The organism is Nonomuraea bangladeshensis (assembly GCF_039529455.1).
Lineage (GTDB): Bacteria > Actinomycetota > Actinomycetes > Streptosporangiales > Streptosporangiaceae > Nonomuraea > Nonomuraea bangladeshensis.
Genome location: NZ_BAAAMV010000011.1, coordinates 95,726 through 115,340, shown reverse-complemented (window position 1 = coordinate 115,340; position 19,615 = coordinate 95,726). Strand labels below are relative to the sequence as shown.

General features: G+C 75.0%; 18 protein-coding genes. 4 read left to right on the top strand and 14 right to left on the bottom strand.

What is annotated here, in order from left to right:
* The first annotated feature begins 16 nt into the window (after positions 1-16).
* Complete coding sequence (locus tag ABD292_RS35650; RefSeq protein ID WP_344215286.1) at positions 17-2,605, top strand: M14 family zinc carboxypeptidase; 2,589 nt, start codon at positions 17-19, stop codon at positions 2,603-2,605.
* Positions 2,606-2,667: 62 nt separating this feature from the next.
* Here ABD292_RS35650 and fusA read toward each other — a convergent pair whose 3' ends face one another.
* The 11 genes from fusA to ABD292_RS35595 form a co-directional block, all read right to left on the bottom strand.
* Positions 2,668-4,683, bottom strand: coding sequence for an elongation factor G (fusA, locus tag ABD292_RS35645; RefSeq protein WP_344215284.1), 2,016 nt, complete (start codon positions 4,681-4,683; stop codon positions 2,668-2,670).
* A 285-nt stretch (positions 4,684-4,968) separates the two neighbouring features.
* Positions 4,969-6,255, bottom strand: a complete 1,287-nt coding sequence (locus ABD292_RS35640; protein ID WP_344215282.1) for an FAD-binding oxidoreductase — start codon at positions 6,253-6,255, stop codon at positions 4,969-4,971.
* Positions 6,256-6,482: 227 nt separating this feature from the next.
* Positions 6,483-6,965 carry a metallophosphoesterase family protein gene (locus ABD292_RS35635; RefSeq protein ID WP_344215280.1) on the bottom strand — a complete coding sequence of 161 codons (483 nt, stop codon included), beginning with the start codon at positions 6,963-6,965 and terminating at the stop codon, positions 6,483-6,485.
* Complete coding sequence (locus ABD292_RS35630; RefSeq protein WP_344215278.1) at positions 6,962-8,224, bottom strand: RNA polymerase sigma factor; 1,263 nt, start codon at positions 8,222-8,224, stop codon at positions 6,962-6,964. The genes ABD292_RS35635 and ABD292_RS35630 overlap by 4 nt, the downstream gene beginning before the upstream one ends.
* Positions 8,221-8,595 carry a YciI family protein gene (locus ABD292_RS35625; protein WP_344215874.1) on the bottom strand — a complete coding sequence of 125 codons (375 nt, stop codon included), beginning with the start codon at positions 8,593-8,595 and terminating at the stop codon, positions 8,221-8,223. Before ABD292_RS35625 ends, ABD292_RS35630 begins: the two co-directional genes overlap by 4 nt.
* A gap of 26 nt (positions 8,596-8,621) precedes the next feature.
* Positions 8,622-9,047, bottom strand: coding sequence for a hypothetical protein (locus ABD292_RS35620; protein WP_344215276.1), 426 nt, complete (start codon positions 9,045-9,047; stop codon positions 8,622-8,624).
* A gap of 21 nt (positions 9,048-9,068) precedes the next feature.
* Positions 9,069-10,481, bottom strand: coding sequence for a carboxylesterase/lipase family protein (locus ABD292_RS35615; RefSeq protein WP_344215274.1), 1,413 nt, complete (start codon positions 10,479-10,481; stop codon positions 9,069-9,071).
* Between the two features lie 53 nt (positions 10,482-10,534).
* Positions 10,535-11,455, bottom strand: coding sequence for a nitroreductase family protein (locus tag ABD292_RS35610; RefSeq protein WP_344215272.1), 921 nt, complete (start codon positions 11,453-11,455; stop codon positions 10,535-10,537).
* Positions 11,452-12,537, bottom strand: a complete 1,086-nt coding sequence (locus tag ABD292_RS35605) for a hypothetical protein (RefSeq protein ID WP_344215270.1) — start codon at positions 12,535-12,537, stop codon at positions 11,452-11,454. The genes ABD292_RS35610 and ABD292_RS35605 overlap by 4 nt, the downstream gene beginning before the upstream one ends.
* Positions 12,534-12,977 carry a DUF4188 domain-containing protein gene (locus ABD292_RS35600; RefSeq protein WP_344215268.1) on the bottom strand — a complete coding sequence of 148 codons (444 nt, stop codon included), beginning with the start codon at positions 12,975-12,977 and terminating at the stop codon, positions 12,534-12,536. Before ABD292_RS35600 ends, ABD292_RS35605 begins: the two co-directional genes overlap by 4 nt.
* Positions 12,974-14,512, bottom strand: coding sequence for a phenylacetate--CoA ligase family protein (locus ABD292_RS35595; RefSeq protein ID WP_344215266.1), 1,539 nt, complete (start codon positions 14,510-14,512; stop codon positions 12,974-12,976). The genes ABD292_RS35600 and ABD292_RS35595 overlap by 4 nt, the downstream gene beginning before the upstream one ends.
* 133 nt (positions 14,513-14,645) lie before the next feature.
* Here ABD292_RS35595 and ABD292_RS35590 point away from each other — a divergent pair, with 133 nt between their 5' ends.
* Positions 14,646-15,773: a winged helix DNA-binding domain-containing protein gene (locus tag ABD292_RS35590; RefSeq protein WP_344215264.1), complete on the top strand. Its 1,128-nt coding sequence runs from the start codon at positions 14,646-14,648 to the stop codon at positions 15,771-15,773.
* A 37-nt stretch (positions 15,774-15,810) separates the two neighbouring features.
* Here the strand turns inward: ABD292_RS35590 and ABD292_RS35585 are convergent, their stop codons facing one another.
* The 3 genes from ABD292_RS35585 to ABD292_RS35575 all read right to left on the bottom strand — a co-directional run bounded on the left by ABD292_RS35585 (position 15,811) and on the right by ABD292_RS35575 (position 17,677).
* Positions 15,811-16,596 carry a TetR/AcrR family transcriptional regulator gene (locus ABD292_RS35585; protein ID WP_344215262.1) on the bottom strand — a complete coding sequence of 262 codons (786 nt, stop codon included), beginning with the start codon at positions 16,594-16,596 and terminating at the stop codon, positions 15,811-15,813.
* Between the two features lie 77 nt (positions 16,597-16,673).
* Positions 16,674-17,297 carry a GNAT family N-acetyltransferase gene (locus tag ABD292_RS35580; RefSeq protein WP_344215260.1) on the bottom strand — a complete coding sequence of 208 codons (624 nt, stop codon included), beginning with the start codon at positions 17,295-17,297 and terminating at the stop codon, positions 16,674-16,676.
* Positions 17,294-17,677, bottom strand: a complete 384-nt coding sequence (locus tag ABD292_RS35575) for a MerR family transcriptional regulator (protein ID WP_344215258.1) — start codon at positions 17,675-17,677, stop codon at positions 17,294-17,296. The genes ABD292_RS35580 and ABD292_RS35575 overlap by 4 nt, the downstream gene beginning before the upstream one ends.
* A 51-nt stretch (positions 17,678-17,728) precedes the next feature.
* Between ABD292_RS35575 and ABD292_RS35570 the strand changes: the two genes are divergently transcribed.
* A complete protein-coding gene (locus tag ABD292_RS35570; RefSeq protein WP_344215256.1) occupies positions 17,729-18,916 on the top strand; it encodes an MFS transporter in 1,188 nt (395 codons plus the stop codon).
* 91 nt (positions 18,917-19,007) lie between these two features.
* Complete coding sequence (locus tag ABD292_RS35565) at positions 19,008-19,610, top strand: Dps family protein (protein WP_344215254.1); 603 nt, start codon at positions 19,008-19,010, stop codon at positions 19,608-19,610.
* The last annotated feature ends 5 nt before the right edge of the window (positions 19,611-19,615 follow it).

Below are 19,615 nucleotides of genomic sequence, written 5' to 3'. Positions count from 1 at the left end.
GCACATGGAGGCCGCCGTGCGCTTATCCATCCCGTTGGCGAGCATCGCCGTCTCGGCCGTGCTCCTCGCCCCGGCAGGGACGGCGACCGCCGAACCGCCCGCGCCACCCCAGCCCGCCGTACGCGACTTCGGCAACGGCCCCGAACGCCACGAGGAGGCGGCAGGCGGCGACGAGCAGGCCCGAACCCTCCGCACCCCCGCCCCTCCCACGACCGGCGAGCCGTCCGGCGGCCCGTCCCGCGACCTCGGCTACCCCCGCCGCACCGAACTTCCCGAACCGCCCGAGAACCCTGCCGACGCCTCCATCAAGCTCGGCCTGGTGCCCTACCACGGCATCGCCCCCAAGCTCAACGAGCTGCAGCGGCGCAGCGACCGGGTGAGCGCCGAGATCATCGGGCGCAGCGCCCAGGGCCGCGACCTCTACCTCGTCACCGTCACCGCCCCGGAAAGCCGCGCCGAGGCGCGCGAGCAGGCCCGCCTGCGCGAGCGCATCGCGGACGACCCGGCCGCCACCGCCCGCGACCGCAGGCTCGCCGCCCGCTACAAGGCCCCGCTCTACGTCAACGCCAACATCCACGGCAACGAGTGGGAGGGCACCGACGCCTCACTGCGTACCATCGAGGAGCTGGCCACCAGCGCCGATCCGAAGGTCGCCGCGCTGCTCGCGCGCACCCGCCTCTACTTCAACGTCACCGCCAACCCCGACGGCCGGGTCAACGGGGTGCGCCCCAACGGCGACGGCTTCGACCTCAACCGGGACTTCGTCACCGCCTCCCAGCCGGAGGTCAGGGCGATGCGCCGGCTCATGATCGACGCCCAGCCGGTCACCATGATCGACCTGCACGGGTACGTGAACGGCACCCTCATCGAGCCCACCACCCCGCCGCACGGCGCGAACTACGAGTACGACCTGTTCATCAGGAACGCCTACGCCAACGGCCTCGGCATGGAGGCCGCCGTCAACGGCCTCGGCTACACCGCCGAGAAGGACGGCGTGCACCCGGCGCAGATCCCGTTCCGCGACAGCGCCGAGGGCTGGGACGACTGGCCGCCGATCTTCACCCCGCAGTACGCGCCCTTCCACGGGGCCGTCGCCTCGCACACCGTCGAGATCCCGCTGCGGGTCAACAACGCCGACTACGCCAACCTGCCGGTCGAAGAGCTGCGCCGTCGCTCGGCGATCAACACCGACGTGGCCGCCGCCGCCATCCGCGCCTCCTACGCCTTCGTCCAGGCCCGGCACGACGCGCTGATCGCCGACCAGATCGAGGTGTTCCGGCGCGGCGCGGCAGGGGAGCCGGCCAGGACCGTGCCGCTCGGCATCGTGCCCGGCTTCGGCCCCGAGGACGTCTACACCACGACCTTCCCCCGCGCGTACGTCATCACCGGCGAGCGCTCGGCCACCGCCGCCGCCCGCCTGGTCGACCACCTCGTGGCCAACGACGTCAGGGTCGGGCGGGCCAGGCACGCCTTCCGCGCGGACGGCCGGACCTACCCGGCCGGGTCGTACGTCGTGGACATGCGCCAGCCCAAGCGCGGCCTGGCCAACGTGATGCTGGAGCCCGGCGCGGACATCTCACCACGGGTGGATGCGATGTACGACATCTCCGGCTGGAGCCACGCTCTGCTGTGGGGCGCCACCGTGGAGCCCGTGACCGGATCGGCGCCGCGCGTGGCGGCGGAGCCGGTCAAGGCCGCCGTCCCGACCGGATCGGTGCCGCGCGGCTCAGGGCCGCTCGCGCTCAAGGTCGTGGACGCCAAGGAGGTCCGGGCGGTCAACGACCTGCTCGCCCAGGGCGTCGCCCTGACCTGGACCGACGACGGCCGGGCGATCGTCCCGGCGAGCGCCCGCCGCGCGGCCGGGACCGTCTCCGACCGGTACGGCGTCGCCTTCACCCCGGCCGCCGGCGCGACCGGCAGGCCGCTGGCGCCGGTCCGGCTGGCCGCCGCCGTCGCGGCGGACGAGCTGTTCACGCTGCGCGAGCTGGGCTTCCCGGTCACCCCGGTGTCGACCGCCGTGCTCAACGCCGGATTCGACTGGAGCGCCACGGACGTGCTGGTCGTCTCCAGCGGGCTCAGCTACACCGCGCTCAACCCGGACGCCCGCGCGGCGCTCGACGCCTTCCTCACCACCGGCGGCGTCATCACCCGGGGCGGCACGGGCGCGGCGTTCAACGCGGCGGCCGGGCTGCTCACCGTGACGGCGGTCGCGGGCCGTTCCGACGCCAACGGCGTCGTGCGCGTGGCGTCCTCCGCCGGGCCGGTCGGCGCCGGGTCGCCGGAACACTCGTTCGTGTACTCGCCGCGCTGGTTCACCGGCCTGGGGCCGGAGGTCAGGGTGGAGCAGTCGTACGCGGCGGACGGACCTCTCGTCGCCGGTCACTGGCGGGCCGACCCCCGCACCGGCGCCGGCGGGCCCGAGCAGGCCAGGGGGCAGGCGGCGGTGGTGAGCGGCCGGGACGAGCGCGGCGCGGCCGTCGTCATGTTCGGCACCGAGCCGATGTTCCGCAACCACCCGAAGGGCCTGTTCCCGCAGGTCGCCAGGGCCGCCTACTGGACGGCGACGGCGACGGCGACGGCCGCGACGGCCGCCGCCGCTCACTGAACGAGCCGCCGGCCCCATGAGCCGGACGGGCCGGGCGGATCGCTCCGCCCGGCCCGCGCCGGTCACGGCGCCGGCGCGTACCCGGCGGGCCGGGCCGTGAACGTGCCGCGGCCGTGCGTCCTGCCGCGCAGGCGCGTCGCGTACCCGAACACCTCGGCCAGCGGCACCGTCGCCGTGACGACGACCGTGCCCGCCCGCGCCACGGACCCGGTCACCCGCCCGCGCCGCGCCGCGAGGTCGCCGAGCACCGCGCCGGCGGCCTCGTCCGGCGCGGTCACCGTGACCTCGGCCACCGGCTCCAGCAGCGCCATCGCGCACGCCGCCAGCGCCGCGCGCAGCCCCAGCCGCCCGGCGGCGCGGAAGGCGAGCTCCGACGAGTCCTTCAGATGCGTGGCCCCGTCGGTCAGCGTCACCCGCAGCCCGGTCACCGGATGGCCGCCGAGCGGCCCCGCCGCGAGCGCGTCGCGGCAGCCGGCCTCGACCGCCCGGACGTACTCGCGCGGCACCCGCCCGCCGGTCACCGAGGAGCCGAACGCGAACTCCTCGCCGTCCAGCGGCTCGACGTCCAGCACGACGTGCGCGAACTGCCCGGCGCCGCCGTCCTGTTTGACGTGCCGGTACAGCACGCCCCGCACTCCGCGCACGACCGTCTCCCGGTAGGCGACCTGCGGACGTCCGACGGCCACGGCCAGGCCGTGGTCGCGGCGCAGCTTCTCCACCGCCACCTCCAGGTGCAGCTCGCCCATCCCGGACAGCAGCGTCTGCCCGGTCTCGGCGTCGGCCCGTACCGACAGCGACGGGTCCTCCTCCGTGAGGCGGGCCAGCGCCGTGGCCAGCCGGCCGGCGTCGGCGCTCCTCCGCGCCTCGACGGCCACGGACACGACGGGCTCGGCGGGGCTCGGCGGCTCCAGCACGACCGGGGCGTCCGGGGCGCACAGGGTCGCGCCCGCGCGGGGCGCCTTGAGCCCGACCAGCGCCACGATGTCGCCCGCCACCGCCCGGTCCACCTCGGCGTGCCGGTCGGCCTGCACCCGCAGGATCCGCCCGGCCCGCTCGACGCGTCCCGCGCCGGCGTCCAGCACCGCGTCCCCTTTCCTGAGGGTCCCCGCGTAGAGCCGCACGTACGTGAGCCGTCCCGTCGCCGTCGCGCTCACCTTGAACGCCAGCGCCACCAGCGGCGCCGCGGGATCGGCGGCCCGCGCGGCGGCGGGCACGTCGAGCGGCGACGGCAGGTACGCCACGACCGCGTCGAGCAGCGGCTCCACCCCGCGGTCACGGTAGGCGGCCCCGCACAGCACGACCACGGCCGCCCCGGACAGCGTCAGCTCCCGCAGCGCGAGCGCCAGCGTCTCGTCGGAGAGCGCCGCTCCGGCGGGGGCGGCGCAGAACTCCTCCAGGGCGCCCGGGTGCAGCCCGGCCACGGTCTCCTCCAGGAGCCCGCGCCGCCGCCGCGCCTCCGGCAGCAGCTCCTCGGGCACGGGCTCCTCCCGCACCGGCGCGCCGCCGCCGTCCCAGACCAGCGCCCGCATCCGGACCAGGTCCACCACGCCGCGGAAGCCGTCCTCCGCGCCGATCGGGAGCTGGACGGGCAGCGCCACGGGGTGCAGCCGCGCCCGGATCGCGGCGACCACGGCGTCGAGGTCCGCGCCCGCCCGGTCCATCTTGTTGACGAACGCCACCCGCGGGACCCCGTGCCGGTCGGCCCGCCGCCACACGGACTCGCTCTGCGGCTCGACCCCGGCCACGCCGTCGAAGACGGCCACCGCGCCGTCGAGCACCCGCAGCGACCGCTCGACCTCGTCGGAGAAGTCGACGTGGCCGGGAGTGTCGATGAGGTTGATCCGGTGGCCGTCCCAGTCGCAGCTCACCGCGGCGGCGAAGATCGTGATGCCGCGGTCGCGTTCCTGGGGGTCGAAGTCGGTGACGGTGGTGCCGTCGTGCACCTCGCCGCGCTTGTACGTGGCGCCGGTCAGGTACAGGATCCGCTCGGTGACGGTGGTCTTGCCGGCGTCCACGTGGGCGAGGACGCCGAGGTTGCGTACGGTGGCGAGGGGGTCGGCTACGACACGGGTGCGCATGGCCTGCGGCCTTTCGTGAAAGGTCGGGAAACGAGGACAGCGCGATTCGCCCGGCGAACAGCCCGGCAGGATCAGGAAGAGGAGGCGTTCGTCAGGGCGTCCGGCGACGGCCGCGCAGCCGGCGCCGGGGCGACGAGGACACCAGGATCACCTCGTACCGCGAGGACGGGAGGACGACGGCGGCGCTGACGGGGCGCATGGCGGGGTCCTTCCCTTCTCGATCGCGGCGGGTTCGGGGCGAGTGTAGTGAAGTGGCTTCCGGCGGGGCGACGGGTTTTCCGCCCGTCACCGCTCGACGACGTGGCCGACGCGGAAGAAGCCGTCCGGGTCGTAGGCCCGCTTGACCTCCCGCAGCCGCGCGTGGTCCGCCTCCGACCAGGCCGCGGCCGTACGCCCGGTGTCGGCGAGGAAGTTGAGGAACGTGCCCCCGTTGTCGTACGGCCGCAGCGCCTCGGCGAGCCCCGGCACCGGCGTGTCCACGATCACCGACAGCCGGGTGCGGCGGTGGCTGACGGGGCCGGCGTCCGGCCCCGGACGGCTCATCGCGCCGCCCCAGTGCCGCACCTCCACGGTCTGCGCCTGCCCGGCCGCGGCGACCAGCACGTCCACGACCTCGCCGGGGACCTCCTCCAGCATGGACATGTGACGGATCGGGGTGCCGCCCATGGCGGTGTCCGCGTACGTCGTCGTGCGGGTCTCGTCCAGCAGCGCCGGACCGGCCGCCCGCAGGAGCGGCGCCAGCAGCCGCCGGCCCTCCGCCTCGTCGCCTGCGTGCACGACCTTGAGCTGCGCCACGTGCCGCCCGGCGAGCGGCCCTTCGTCGGGCATGCGCCGCAGCACGACGGCGGTGCTGAGGTCGTCGGGGGCGGTGTCGATCCAGGTCCGGTACGCCTCCAGCAGCTCGCCCGCCACCTCGATCGGGAAGTACGCGAACCCGCTGTAGACCTGCGAGACCGGGTGCAGCCGGAACTCCAGCGAGGTGACCACGCCGAACCCGCCGCCGCCCCCGCGCAGCGCCCAGAACAGTTCGGGGTGGCTGTCCGGGCTCGCCGTCACGTGCCGGCCGTCGGCCAGCAGCACCTCGGCCCGCAGCACGCTGTCGGCGGCGAAGCCGTGCCTGCGCGCCAGCCAGCCGAGCCCGCCGCCGAGCGTGTAGCCGGTGACGCCGACGTCGGGCGCCGAGCCGGACAGCGGCGCGAGCCCGAACGGCGCGGCGGCGGCGATGACGTGGCCCCAGCGCGCGCCCGGCCCGACCCGCGCGATCCGGCGGACGGGGTCCACCAGCACCGACGCCATCGGCGTCGTCCGCACCAGCACGCCGCCCTCGGCCCCGGCGTGCGTGCCGTGCCCGGTGGCCTGCACCGCGAACGGCACCCCGTGCGCCCGCGCCGCCAGCAGCGCCGACCGCACGTCCGCCATGCCGTACGCCTCGGCGACCAGCGCGGGCCGGGCGTCCACGGCGGGGTTGAGCGCGCGGCGCAGCTCGTCGTAGCGGTCGTCACCCGGCCGGTACGCCCGCCCGGTGAAGCCGGTCAGCGTGATGTCCTCGTCGATCCTGTAGGGGTTGCTCATCTCGATCGCCCTTCTCGTCATGTCCTGTGATCAGGGTGCGGGAGGGCGCTTACGGTCTCGTTCCCGTCGCCTTACCGCACCTCTTAAGACCGTCCGAGAGTCAGAATCTCGTCGCCGCGCGGCCGGCGAATCCCGCGGGCGTCGTCTTTTCCGCTACGCCGCCGGCGGTAGGCGGGCGCCGGCCTGCCACGGCGGGAGTGGTACCGGCGGATGAAGGACGACCGGGTCTACGTGACGGGCACGATCTCGGCCCTGGTCAGGACGCCGTCCTCGACGGTGAGCAGGCCGATCGTGCCGTGCGGCTGGCGGCGGCGGTCGGTGGGGGAGCCCGGGTTGAAGATGCGCAGGCCGTCGCCGGACTCGTCCAGCGGGATGTGGGAGTGGCCGAAGACCACCAGGTCCGCCTCGGGGAAGCGGCGCCGCAGGCGGGCCAGGCGGCCCTTGGCCGGGCCGCTGTCGTGGATCATGCCGATCCGCAGGCCGTCCAGCGTGAGCTCCAGGGTCTCCGGCGCCGTCACGTCCGGGCCGTCGTTGTTGCCCTTGACCGCGTGCACCGGCGCGTACGCGGCCAGCTCGGCCAGCACCGAGGCGACGCAGACGTCCCCGGCGTGCAGGATGACGTCCGCGCCCCGCAGGTGCTCGGCGACCCGGGGCGGGCAGGAGCGCCAGCGCCGGGGCGCGTGGGTGTCGGACAGCGCGACCACGTTCATGCCCTGCCCCTGCCCGCGTCGCCCGGGCCCGTCACCCCCGCCGCCCGTGCCTCGAGGTAGTCGCGCTCGGGGGCGCTGGCCGTCAGCCGGGCCGCCTCGCGGTAGGCGTCGGCCGCCCCGGCGTGGTCGCCAGCCAGCTCCAGCAGGTGCGCCCGGACCGCGGCCGGCCGGTGGTGGCCCTTGAGCCGGCCGTCGGCCGCGAGCCGGTCCAGCCGGTCGAGCCCGGCCCGGGGGCCGTGGACCATGGCCTCGGCGACCGCGTGGTTGAGCTCGACCACCGGGTTGTCGTCCAGCCCCGACAGCACCCGGTAGAGCGCGAGGATCTGCGGCCAGTCGGTCTCGGCGGCCGACGGGGCCTCGTCGTGCACGGCCGCGATGGCCGCCTGCACCTGGTAGGGCCCGAGCGGGGCCGTGGACAGCGCCTTGCTCACCAGCTCCACGCCCTCGGCGACGAGCCGCCGGTCCCACAGTCCGCGGTCCTGCTCGGCGAGCGGGACCAGCCGCCCGTCCGGCCCGGTGCGGGCGGGCCGCCTCGCCTCGGTGAGCAGCATGAGCGCCAGCAGCCCGGCCACCTCGCCGTCGTCCGGCAGCAGCCGGTGCACGGCTCTGGCCAGCCTGATCGCCTCGCCGGTCAGCTCGTCGCGGTGCAGCTGCGGCCCGGCCGTCGCGGTGTAGCCCTCGTTGAAGATCAGGTAGAGCACGTGCAGGACGACCCGCAGCCGTTCGGCCCGCTCGCCCTCCGGCGGCGGCTCGAACCGCGCCCCCGCGGCCTTGATCCGCTGCTTGGCCCGGCTGATGCGCTGCGCCATCGTCGCCTCGGGCACCAGGAACGCGCCCGCCACCTGCGCCGTGGTCAGCCCGCCGACGGCCCGCAGCGTGAGGGCGAGCTGCGAGGGCGGCGACAGCGCCGGATGGCAGCACAGGAACAGCAGCGTGAGCGTGTCGTCCCGATCGCCGGCCGGCTCCTCGCCAGGCCCGGCCACGGTGTAGGCGTCCGCGGGCTCGCCTGCCCCGGCGCTCTCCTCGCGCCGCCGGCGGGCGTGCTCGCTGCGTACGAGGTCGATGAGCCGCCGCGAGGCCACCGTCACCAGCCAGGCCCGCGGGTTGTCCGGCACGCCCTCGCGCGGCCACTGGACGGCGGCGTCGAGCAGCGCCTCCTGGACGGCGTCCTCGCAGGCGGCGAACTGCTCGTGGCGCCGTACGAGGATGGCGAGCACCTGCGGCGCCAGCTCCCGCAGCAGCGCCTCGACCTCGGTCATCCCAGAGCCGGGCCGCCCTCGCCCGCGGGCGGGTCGACCTCGTCGATGATCGGCCGCACCTCCATCGCGCACAGCCGGGCGTCCGGCCACCGGGCCGCGATCTCCGTGGCCCGCTCGACGCTCGCGCACTCCACGATGAGGTAGCCCGCCAGGAACTCCTTGGCCTCCAGGAACGGCCCGTCGGTGACGGCTGGCACGCCGCCGCGCACCCTGACCACGCGGGAGGTGGCGGGCCCGTCGAGCGCCTGCCCGCCCACCAGCTCGCCGCTCTCGGCGAGCTCCTTCATCAGGGCGTCCACCTCGGCCATCACGTCGGCCTCGTGATCGGCCACGTGCTGCTGCGACTCGGCGTTGGCGTAGATCATCAGCATGTACTTCACGGGCTCATGCTATGGGCTCAGTGGCAGCGGAGGTCCAGGCCGGCGTCGGTGCTGTCGGACGCCTCCACGATGAAGGACGTGGGGAGGCCGTCGACGTCCTGGCCCCTCTCGAAGTAGATCCGCAAGGAGGCCCGCTCGGTCTCGACCCCGGCGATGCGGGCGGCGGCGTAGTAGCGGAGCACCGCCTCCTCGGAAAGGTGCGTGGACAGGGAGATGCGGACCTGGTAGTCGCAGTGGTTGCCGTTCCCTCGCAGGGCGATGGAGCCCTCGGCGGTGTTGTCCGTGTGGAAGGTCTCGGGCGGCGGCGGATAGGCGAGGAGGCGGTCCCCGAGGGCCTCGAGCTTCCTGTCGTTCGCCCACGAAGGGATGGCGAACAGCAGAAACAGCCCGGCGAAGGGCGCCAGGACCGCGCACGCGACGGCGACGAGACATCCGGATCTCATGACCGCGAACTCTACGCGGGATCAGCGCTGCGGCGGGCGGCCCCAGATGCGGCGGAAGTCGGCGAGCGGGTACGGCACGTCGGCGGGCGGCAGGTCCCAGAGGCGGGTGCGCCGCTGGTCGAGGTCGAAGCGGGGCCAGCCGGGGTCGCCGGTGGCGGCGAACGACGTCCAGGCGCGGCGGACGCGCTCCGACAGCTCGGCGAAACCGGCGGGCGGCGGGGAGCCCAGGAGTCGGCCGGCGAAACGGCTCCGGCCGTCGCCGAAGGTGAACGGCACGTCCACGCCGTGCGCCGCGCCCAGCGCCGGTCCCTTCCAGGTGAAGTCGTACAGCCAGGTACGGCCGCCGGCCCGCGCGTGGGCCTCGGCGGTCCACGTGGTCGGCATGCGGACCAGCGCGTCCGACATCAGCACGGTGAACAGCTCGGCGTCACCGGCCCCGGGATGCGCCAGGCCGTACGTGGGCACGGCGTCGGCGTCCAGCCCGAACGAGGCCGCCGCAGCGGCAGGATCGACCCCGGCGGGCGGTCCGCCAGGGGCGAGCCCGCGGTACTCCTCGTGCGTGAAGCCGCAGATCAGCTCCACGCCGCGCGCGGCCGGACCGGCCATGCCCGCCCACGGCGGCCCGGTGACCAGCTCGCCGTCCACGACCGGCCCGAACGGGCTCGCCCCCGTGACGTCCCGCGCCGCGAGGACGGCCTCGGGCGGCAGCCCGGCGAGGGCTTCGTACGTCGCCGGAACCCCGGCCGCCGCGGCCAGCGCCCCGGTGACGCGCCCGGCCTCGTCCGGGGTGCGGAGACCGGCCGGGATGCTCTGCGCGATCGCCCGGCGGAACAGCCCCGCGGCGGCCGGCGCGGCCGTCAGCAGCGCGACCGAGGCCGCGCCCGCCGACTGCCCGAACACCGTCACGTTGCCGGGGTCGCCGCCGAACGCGGCGATGTTCCCGCGCACCCACTCCAGCGCGGCGACCTGGTCGCGCAGGCCGCGGTTGTCCGGCACGCCGGGCAGGTGGCCGAAGCCCTCGAAGCCCACCCGGTAGTCCACGGTCACCACCACGACGCCGGAGCGGGCCAGTACGGCGCCGTCGTACTGCGGCATGGCCGTCGCGCCGACCTGCCACGCCCCGCCGTAGAGCCACACCATGACCGGCAGCCCCGCCCCTCCCGGGTCGGGGCTCCACACGTTGAGGTTCAGGCAGGCGAGGCCGTCCCCGGGCCGCCAGATCGGCGGCACCCCCGGCGCAGGGGGGAGCTGGGGCGGCGCGGCGCCGTAGGCGACGGCGTCCCGCACCCCGTCCCACGCGGGCGGCGGGGCGGGCGGCCGGAGACGCAGCGGCCCTTCCGGCGCGGCCGCGTACGGGACCCCCAGGAAGGAGGCGACGCCGTCCCGCGTCGCGCCCCGCACGGAGCCCTGGGCGATCTTCACGATGACCTGCATGTTTCCAGTCTGGCCGGGCATGCTTGGAGATCACTTGGACGCGGCTGCACCCCTTATCGGCCGCGCAGCCGGGACGAGGGCGAGGCGGGGGAGCGGGGCCGGCCGACGCGGGCGATGTGCAGCAGCGAGGAGGGATCGGCGACGCCCAGGCGGGCGGCGAGCTCGCGCCGCGTGCCCGGGCTGTCGATGATCTGGCTCAGCGGATGCGTGGCGTAGCCGGCGCCCGACAGGGTGAGCCAGTGCCGGAGGAGGAGCCGCCCCTGCTCCACCTCGTCGCCCGCCGGGCCGACCAGCACCAGCACGTCGCCGTCGTGGTCGAGCAGCCCGCGCGAGGCGCCCGCCAGGACGCGGGGCAGGCCGAGCGGCCGGAGCGCCGGGTACAGCGCCAGCGACGCGCGCAGCGCCGCCGCCTCCAGCCGGGTCAGGCGCAGCGCCCGGTCGCTCAGGCCGTCGAGCAGGTAGCGGCGGTGCCTGCGGGTCAGCCGCAGCCACTGGCGCAGCTCGCGGGTCACCTCCGGCGAGCCGTACTGGTGCAGGTCGGCCGCGTGCAGCAGGTCGGCGAGGTCGCGGCACGGCACGCGGCGCATCCCGGTCAGCCCGGCCACCAGCTCGTCCGGCAGCCGGCCGGGATGGTACTCGCCCCGGTTGGCGCCGCGGGCGCGCACGTCGGCCGTGGTGAAGGGCGTCGCGTACGTCCCCGCGGCCCGCACGAGATGGCCGACGCGCAGCGGCCCTGGATCGGCGGCGAACGCCACGGGCAGGCCCGCCGACGCGCAGACGATCAGGCAGCACTCCACGAACGCCCCCAGGCCGAGCCGCAGGTCGCGGCCCGTGGGGTCGCTGACCGGCAGCGCCCGGTCCGGGTCCCAGCCGACGGTCACCCGGTCGTCCTCGTACGTCAGCGTCCAGGGCTGCGTGTTGTGCGCGCTCGGCGCCCGCCAGAAGTCGGGCTCCAGCGCCCGCAGCTCGTTCACGTGAGGTCCTTGGCGTAGAAGGCGTAGCCGTGGAGGGGGCGGCCGCCCATGGCGGTGTACTGGGCGGCCGAGCCGGGGTTGGTGCGCTCGACGTACGTGCTGCGCAGCGTGCGGTAGCCGCCGCGGCGCAGGCCCGCGTGCAGCTCGCGCGAGAGCAGGCGCATGTAGCCGCGGCCCTGCTCGTCCGGCACCGTGCCCTTGATCACCAGCACGGCCTCGCGCCGGTGACGGGAGCGGGTGGCGAGCAGGCGGAGCTGGTTGAGCAGGTGGAGGTCGCCGCGCACCCGCATCACGAACTCGGAGATGTCGGGCAGGCACAGCACGAACGCGACCGGCCGGCCCGCCTTGGTGAGATACAGCAGCAGGTCCTCGTCCAGCAGGTGCGCCAGCCCGTCGGTCTGCGCCGCGAGCTGTTCGGCGGAGATCTCGGTGTAGTAGCCGAGCCCGGCGAAGGAGGCGTTGAGCATGCCGCGCAGGATCGGCAGCTGCTCGGCGATCCGGCGGCGGTCGCCGCGGTGCACCTCCAGCCCTTCGGCCGCGACGCGGGCGTCGTCGAAGGCGAACACCGGCTCCTGCGGCACCGGGCAGATCCAGGTGTCGGACTCGAAGCGGCGGGCGAAGCCGTACGCCTCGTACGCGGCCGGGTAGTAAGGCGGGTTCCAGGCGCTGTCGATGAAGCCGCGCTCGGCGAAGCCCGAGGTGATGACGCCGCCCGCCTGGTTCGGCAGCAGCGAGACCGGGCCGAACGCCGTCCGCCGCCCGTCCGCGCGGCCCGCCTCGCACACGGCGTCGAACAGCTCCTCGGCGGCGTCCTCCGTGAACTCGGTGAGGCCGAAGAGCTGCAGCCGCTCGCCCAGCTTGGCGTCGAACGCGGCGTCGGTGTGCAGGGTCGTGCGGGCGACGACCCGGCCGGCGCGGCGCAGCACGTACAGGGCGACGCCCTGGCGCATCCACGCGCGGACCTGGGCGTGCAGCGGCGGGACGAAGCGCGGCGGCCCGTCACCGGGGGCGTGCAGGCGGTCGGTGAGCGACAGGAAGTCGCGCAGGCCGGCCCGGCTCGTGACACGTTCCAGCCCGCTCATGCGCGTTTCACCGGCGGGCCCGCGCTCTCCGTCGACAGCGGCGTGAACGTCTCGATGTGCGCCATCCCGTCGCCCTCGGCCCGCCACACGCCGTTGCTGTAGCCCTCGGGCTCGGCGTTGTAGACCCGGATGTAGCCGCCGGTGGCGTTCTTCGTGCCGTCGGTCACCCACTGCATGAGCCTGCGGTGGTGGCGGGTGCGGGCGAAGCGCATGAGGGCGTCGCGGTCCTCGAAGAACGCCAGCGTGCCCAGCGTGAACGGGAACTCCCAGTAGACCTTGTGCCACCGGTAGCCGCGCATCCGCTTCATGTCGCGCACCATGCGCCACCAGGTGAAGGAGAGGACGACGATCGACAGCGGCCCCCGGTAGCGGGTCGCCCCGACGAACATCGCCGTCGCCTGCCCCTGCGGCGGCGCCTTGCTGAAATCGGTGGTCCTCATGCGTCCTTCACCAGGTAGACGTTCTTCATCTTGGTGAGCCCGGCGAACGGGCCCTCGCCCGGGCCGAAGACCCGCACCCGCAGGTCGGCGGCCGTCGGGTCCTCGCGCAGCGACTCGGCGAAGTCGCGCGAGACGGCGCTCAGGTGGGCCAGCACGCCCTTGCGGCACAGCGCGGCCAGCTCCTCCCTGTCCACCTCGCCGCGTATCTCGAGGTTCACCACCGGCCGGTACTCCAGGCCGGGCAGTTCCTCCAGGGACAGGCAGAACCGGTTGATCGCGGCGGCGTACGGGTTGCCCTGGTAGAGGCCGTACTCGACGTCCTGCGGATACAGGTTCGCCCCCATGTAGGAGATCGTCGAGTCCTTGCGGCCGAACAGGAACAGCAGCGGCAGGTTCAGCCGCTCGTCGGTCCAGGCGCGCTCGTACGCCTCGTCGCCGAGCGCGGCGCGCACCTCGGCGAGCGTGCGCAGCGCGGCCTCGTCGCCCACGTTGTAGCGCAGCTTGGGCTGCAGGGTCGTCTTGGTGTTGATCGTGCACAGCAGCTCGCCTGCGGCGTTGACCTCCAGGAACGTCTCCAGCGGGTTGTAGTGGAAGATCATCGGCAGCCGCTGCTCGTCCGGCCCCAGCAGGCGCTCGCGCAGCTCCCGATCGACGGCGAGGCGCTTGCGCAGCCACACGCTGAACCCGCTCTCCGCGCCCATCCCGATCGTCAGGTCGCTCGCGCCGTAGCCGGAGCGGACCTCCTCGAAGCGCTCCTCCAGGTAGTCGCGCAGCGCCTCGGTCATGCCCTCGCCGCCGACCATGCCCCGGATCCGGTAGTCCCGCCAGGGGAAGCCGCGCTCGTCGAGATGGTCGCGCAGGTGCTTGAGGAACGGCGGGTACGCGGAGACCACGTAGTCGTAGCCGGGCCCGAAGTGCTCCAGCGTGTCGGCGATCTTCTCCAGGTCGGGCCCGGTGTTCTTGACCATCGCGATGCGCGCCATGGCCGTGCCGGTGGTGGTGCCGGTGGCCCAGGCGCCCATCGAGTACGCGTTCACCACGAACAGCCGCCTGCCGGGGAAGACCAGGTCGATGTAGCCAGCCGCGTTGCGGTACACGCCCTTGAGCTCGCGCGGCCCGCGCACCCAGTTGTACGGCTTGCCGCTCGACCCGGACGACTCGTCCACGATCACGCCGGCCCGGTGCAGCCTGCCCTCCTGGCAGCGGCTCTCCTCGTCGTAGGCGGCGGCGTAGTTCTGCTTGGTGGTCTCGGGGAAGTCGGCGAGCCGCTTGGCGTGCTCGGCGCCGTTCTCGCGCAGGAAGTGCCGGTAGGCGGGCACGTCCACGGCGGCGAACTGGCAGGCCACGCGGGCGTGCCTGGCCGCCACGCGGTCCAGCGCCGGATGGTAACTGCGGGCGACCAGCCGCCAGATCGCGGGGTGCAGCGCGCCGAGCCGGTAGGCGCCGGTGAGGGACCAGGAGTACGCCTGGAGGCGCAGGCGGCGCCAGCGCTGGCGCGCGGTGAGGGGGCCGAGACGGGGACTGAGCCGGTTCATGAGCGGTGACCCTAATGATCCCGAATTGCCGATCACTTGCGTCGCACTTGAACCGCCGACGCGGAACCCACCTTTCCGCATTCGTCCCTACGGTGAGCGGTGAAAGCGGACGGGCCGACCGAGGAGAACGTCGATGATCGCACTGTCGTGGCCGCAGGTGAGCGCGCGCCGGCTGGAGCGGGCCGGCCTGGGCGCGGAGCCCGCCAGGACCGGCCCGGCGGAGGTCGTGGCGGCCATGTGCGGCGCGCACGCCCAGGTGATGTCGGCGGCGGAGGTCTCCGTCGGCCTGCGCCTCGCCGGAGCCACCCGCGCGCACGTGCGCGCCGCGCTGCGGCGCGGCGGCGAGCTGGTCAAGACGTACGGGCCGCGCGGCACCGTCCACGTCCTGCCCGCCCGTGACCTGGCCACGTGGGTGAGCGCGCTGTCGTCGCTGCCGGCGGGCAGGAATCCGTTCGGGCCGTCCGTGCGGCTCACCCCCGAGCAGACCGAACGGGTGGTGGCCGCGATCACCGAGGCGGTCGCCGCGGACGAGCTGACCATCGACGAGCTGAGCGACCGGGTCGTGGACCTCGCCGGGCCCTGGGCGGGCGACCTCGTCATGCCGGCGTTCGGCGGGAACTGGCCGCGCTGGCGGCAGGCGATGCACCTGGCCGCGCACCGGGGCGCGTTCGTGTTCGGGGCCGGACGGGGGCGCAAGGTCACCTACACCGCGCCGCCCGCCGCCGCCCCCGTGGTGGACGGGCTCGGCGAGCTGGTGCGGGGCTACCTGACGGCGTACGGGCCGGCCACGCCGGAGCAGTTCGCGCAGTGGGCGGGCGGGCCGGCGCGGTGGGCGGCGCGCGCCTTCGAGGGGGCCGGGCTGGAGGAGGTGCTGTTCGAGGGGCGGCCGGCCTGGGTGGTCGCCGGGGACACGGCGGTGCCGCAGGAGCCGCCGCGCGGGGTGCGGCTGCTGCCGTACTTCGACGCGTACGTGGTGGCGGGGCGGCCCCGCGAGCTGCTGTACGCCGGGCCGGCGGCGGCGCGGGCGCTCAACCGGGGGCAGGCGGGCAACTTCCCGGTGCTGCTCGTGGACGGCGTCGTGGCCGGCGTCTGGCACCAGCGCCGCTCCGGCGACCGCCTCGACGTGACCGTGGAGCCGCTCCACGAGCTCGGCCCGGAGGCGGAACGGGAGCTGGAGGAGCAGGTGGAGCGGCTGGGCGAGGTGCTGGAGGCCCGGCCACGGCTGACCGTCGGCACGGTCACCGTGGGCGCGCACGCCTGAACAAATCGCCGAGCCCGCCGCGCCTGACTCGCCGCGGTCATGTCCTGCGGGTGCTGGCCTCGATGCCGTCGAGCACCACGTCCAGGCCCGCCAGGAACGCCTCGCGGGTCCGGTGCTCCAGGTAGGGCTCGCCGTCGCCGCCGGGCCAGTCGTCCTCCGACTCCACCCACCGCGCCATCGGGTAGCGCCCGGCGAACCCGGGAGCCACCTCCTCCAGCAGCGACGCGCGGGCCCGCCACCACTCCTCGTCCGACACGCCGGTCTCCGACGGGGCCTCGCGCGACTCGGCGACCGTGCGGGCCGCGCCGCGCACGAAGTCGTACAGCAGCGCCACCACGCCCCGCACCCGGGCCGGCCGCAGCCCGGTCGCCCGCAGGATCCCGACCAGGGTCTCCAGCGCCGCGAACTCGTTGGGCCCGAGCACCGGCCGGGCCTGCGACACCTGGAGGATCCACGGGTGACGCAGGTAGAAGGCGCGGGTCTGCTCGGCCCACGCCGCGACGGCCGGGCGCCAGCCGCCGCTCAGGTCGTACTCGGCGGGCAGCTCGGCCATCGCCCGGTCGTACATGAGGTCGACCAGCTCGCCCTTGCTCGGCACGTACGTGTAGAGCGCCATCCCGCTGCGGCCCAGCCGCTCGCCGACCTTGCGCATCGACAGGGCCGCCATGCCCTCGGCGTCGGCCACCTCGATGGCGGCGTCGACGATCACGTCCACGCTCAGCCCCGGCTTCGGCCCCGGCCGGGTCTCGCGCCGCTCCTGCCCGTCGCGCCACAGCAGCGCCATCGAACGGCGGGCGTCACCCTGACCGGCGTAGACGACCAACGCGCGACTCCCCGTACGGACCCGACTCTGCTACGCCGTGAAGCGTAGCAGCGCCGTCCCTGACGTACGGGCCCGGCTCAGCCGGGGACCAGCAGGACCTCCGAGCCGATCGGGACGTACCCGGCCGCGAGGAAGGCCCGCACGCTCGCCGCGTTGCCCGGCGCGATCTGCGCCCACAGCGGCCGGGACGCCAGGTGGCGGGCCGCCGTGGCGAGGAGCCGGCCGAGCCCGCGGCCCCGGTGGCCCGGCTCCACCTCGACGGCGGCCTCCCAGCGGCCGGCCACGCCCCGCCCCACGGTCAGCAGGCCGCCCTCGCACGTCCAGACGCGCACCTCGTCACGGTAGGCGAGGGCCCGCTCGACCCGTGGATGATCGGCCGCGGTCACCTCGCGCAGCGCGAGCGGCGGCGGACCGGGAAGCGGGTCCGCCACGGCGAGCAGGTCGAGGTTCCCTGCGCTCCGCCCGGTCCGCAGGCCCAGCTCCAGCAGGAACGGCGGGTTCACCGGGGCCGAGAGGTCGCCGGCCGGCAGCCGCTCGCGTACCCAGGCGGGCGGCAGGTCGGCGAAGACGACCGTGTGCCCCGTGAACGCGATCACGCCCAGGTCGCGCGGGGACGGCTGAGCCACCACCGTCAGCCCGCCGTCCGGAGCGGGCGGCGCGCCGCGCTCGGCGGCGGCGAGCACGGCCTCCAGAGAGTTCAACGCCCGGCCTCCTGCTTGGCCGCTTCGACCGCCTCCAGGTAGGCGAGGATGCGGTCCCGGTTGCGTGACAGGCACTCCACCCGCTGCTGGATGCGGGCCGCCTCCGACCTGAGCAGGTCGGCCAGCTCGGGCGTCAGGCAGTCCGGATGCAGATGGATGTCGTCGGGCCGGTCGAGGAACGGGATGACGCGGCGGATGATGTCCGTGGTCAGCCCCGAGTCGAGCAGCCCCCGGATCTGCTGCACCCGGTAGACCGCCGCCTCCGGATAGACCCGGTAGCCGTTCACCGCCCGGTCCGGGCGCAGCAGGTCCTGCTCCTCGTAGTAGCGCAGCATCCGAGCCGGTACGCCCGTGCGGCGCGACAGCTCCCCGATCCTCATGCGGCCTCCTCGCTTGCCTTCTCATTGATGAGAAGGTTTCAGCATGGTCGCATGACCGACACGATGACCGCTCCTCCGGGGCGGGACTCCCGCCTGCCCTGGGCCGGCCTGCTGGCCCTGTTCACCGCGGCGTTCACCGCCGTCATGACCGAGCTGCTGCCCGCCGGGCTGCTGCCGCGCATGGCCGAGGCCCTGGACGTGCCCGAGGGCCGGGTCGGCTTCCTCGTCACCGGGTACGCCGTGGCCTCCACGCTCGCCGCGATCCCGCTCACCGCCCTGGTGCGCGGGCTGCGGCGGCGGCCCGTGCTGGTGACGGCGCTGAGCGGGTTCGCGCTGCTCAACGCCGTCACCGCGGCGTCCTCCTGGTATCCGCTCACCTTCGCCGCGCGGCTGCTCGCCGGCGTGATGGGCGGGCTGCTGTGGGCCATGCTCGTCGGGTACGCCGCCCGGATGGTCCCCGCGGAGCGGCGCGGACGGGCCATCGCCATCGTCTCGGCCGGCATCACCGTCGCCCTGTGCGCGGGCCTGCCCGCGGGCGCGGCGCTCGCCGCGGCCCTCGGCTGGCGGGCCACCTTCGCCGGGCTGGCCTGCGTGGCGGTCGCGCTGGTCGGATGGGTGCTGTGGAAGGTGCCGGACTTCCCCGGCGAGGCGGCGGGGGAGCGTACGCCGCTGCGGCGGGTGGCGGCGGCCCCCGGCGTGCGCGTCGTCCTCGGCACGACCGCGCTCGTCCTCGTCGGGCACCAGGCCGTCTACACGTACCTGGCGCCGCTGGCCGAGCTGTCGGGGACGGCGGCGACGAGCGTCGTGCTGCTGGTGTTCGGGGCCGGGACCGTCGCCGGGATCTGGGCCACCGGCGCGACGATCGACCGGCGGCCCCGCGCGGCCCTGCTCGTGGTGCTGGCCGTGATGGTCGCCGTCATGCCCCTGCTGGGCGGGCCCGGCTGGACGCCGCTGGCGGCCGTGGCCCTGTGGGGCGCCGCGTTCGGCGGGGTGCCGACGCTGCTGCAGACGGCGCTGGTGCACGCCGCCGGGCCGGGCCACGCCGACGTCGCGACCTCCATGCAGACCACCGTCTACAACGCCGGCATCGCCGCCGGCTCGCTCACCGGCGGCCTCGTGCTGGAGTCCGCCGGCGCCGCGGCGCTGCCGTGGACCGCGCTCCCGCTGCTGGCCTGCGCCCTGGTGACGGCCGTGGTGGCCAGGCGGCACGCGTTCCCCCGGCGGGCCGCCGCGGATTGACCGTCTCTTGTGCCGGCTCGCGGCGGCGCTTGGCGCGGCAGAGGGGAGGTTGAAGGGGATCGTTGCCATCCGCCGTCGTGAGGAGACGCGCATGACGACCAGACGCCCTGCCAAGGCGACGCGGTCCAAGACCGACAGCCAGCCGTGGCTGCACATGAACGGCGTGCAGATCCAGGAGTTCGGCACCGTGCGGATGTTCCCGCTCGGGCTGTCGCGGGACGCCCGGATGTACTCGTGCGAGCGGCTCAACCAGATCCTGGCCGACACCCAGATCCTCCACGCCCTGTACAAGAAGCACCACTGGCTCATGCGCGGCCCGACCTTCTACCAGCTCCACCTGCTGCTGGACAAGCACGCCGGCGAGCAGCTCGAACTGGTCGACCAGATCGCCGAGCGGGTGCAGACCCTCGGCGGCGTGGCCGTCGGCGACCCGCGCCACGTCGCCGAGATCACCGTGATCCCGCGCCCGCCGAACGGCTGCGAGGAGGTGCCGGCCATGCTCTCCCGCCTGATCGAGGCCCACGAGACCATCCTGGTCGCCTGCCACGACGCGGCGGGCCGGGCGCAGGAGATGGGCGACGACGGCACCAACGACCTGCTCGTCTCCGAGGTGATCCGGACGAACGAGCTGCAGACGTGGTTCCTCATCGAGCACCTGGTGGACACGCCGCTCGTCGAGACGCCCGGGAGCTGAGCGAG

What these genes read in the sequence shown, in the direction of transcription:
- fusA (WP_344215284.1), bottom strand. Translation starts at nt 4,683, where the DNA reads ATGCGCACCCGTGTCGTAGCCGACCCCCTCGCCACCGTACGCAACCTC.
- ABD292_RS35640 (WP_344215282.1), bottom strand. Translation starts at nt 6,255, where the DNA reads ATGAGCAACCCCTACAGGATCGACGAGGACATCACGCTGACCGGCTTC.
- ABD292_RS35635 (WP_344215280.1), bottom strand. Translation starts at nt 6,965, where the DNA reads ATGAACGTGGTCGCGCTGTCCGACACCCACGCGCCCCGGCGCTGGCGC.
- ABD292_RS35630 (WP_344215278.1), bottom strand. Translation starts at nt 8,224, where the DNA reads ATGACCGAGGTCGAGGCGCTGCTGCGGGAGCTGGCGCCGCAGGTGCTC.
- ABD292_RS35625 (WP_344215874.1), bottom strand. Translation starts at nt 8,595, where the DNA reads ATGCTGATGATCTACGCCAACGCCGAGTCGCAGCAGCACGTGGCCGAT.
- ABD292_RS35620 (WP_344215276.1), bottom strand. Translation starts at nt 9,047, where the DNA reads ATGAGATCCGGATGTCTCGTCGCCGTCGCGTGCGCGGTCCTGGCGCCC.
- ABD292_RS35615 (WP_344215274.1), bottom strand. Translation starts at nt 10,481, where the DNA reads ATGCAGGTCATCGTGAAGATCGCCCAGGGCTCCGTGCGGGGCGCGACG.
- ABD292_RS35605 (WP_344215270.1), bottom strand. Translation starts at nt 12,537, where the DNA reads ATGAGCGGGCTGGAACGTGTCACGAGCCGGGCCGGCCTGCGCGACTTC.
- ABD292_RS35600 (WP_344215268.1), bottom strand. Translation starts at nt 12,977, where the DNA reads ATGAGGACCACCGATTTCAGCAAGGCGCCGCCGCAGGGGCAGGCGACG.
- ABD292_RS35595 (WP_344215266.1), bottom strand. Translation starts at nt 14,512, where the DNA reads ATGAACCGGCTCAGTCCCCGTCTCGGCCCCCTCACCGCGCGCCAGCGC.
- ABD292_RS35590 (WP_344215264.1), top strand. Translation starts at nt 14,646, where the DNA reads ATGATCGCACTGTCGTGGCCGCAGGTGAGCGCGCGCCGGCTGGAGCGG.
- ABD292_RS35575 (WP_344215258.1), bottom strand. Translation starts at nt 17,677, where the DNA reads ATGAGGATCGGGGAGCTGTCGCGCCGCACGGGCGTACCGGCTCGGATG.
- ABD292_RS35570 (WP_344215256.1), top strand. Translation starts at nt 17,729, where the DNA reads ATGACCGACACGATGACCGCTCCTCCGGGGCGGGACTCCCGCCTGCCC.
- ABD292_RS35565 (WP_344215254.1), top strand. Translation starts at nt 19,008, where the DNA reads ATGACGACCAGACGCCCTGCCAAGGCGACGCGGTCCAAGACCGACAGC.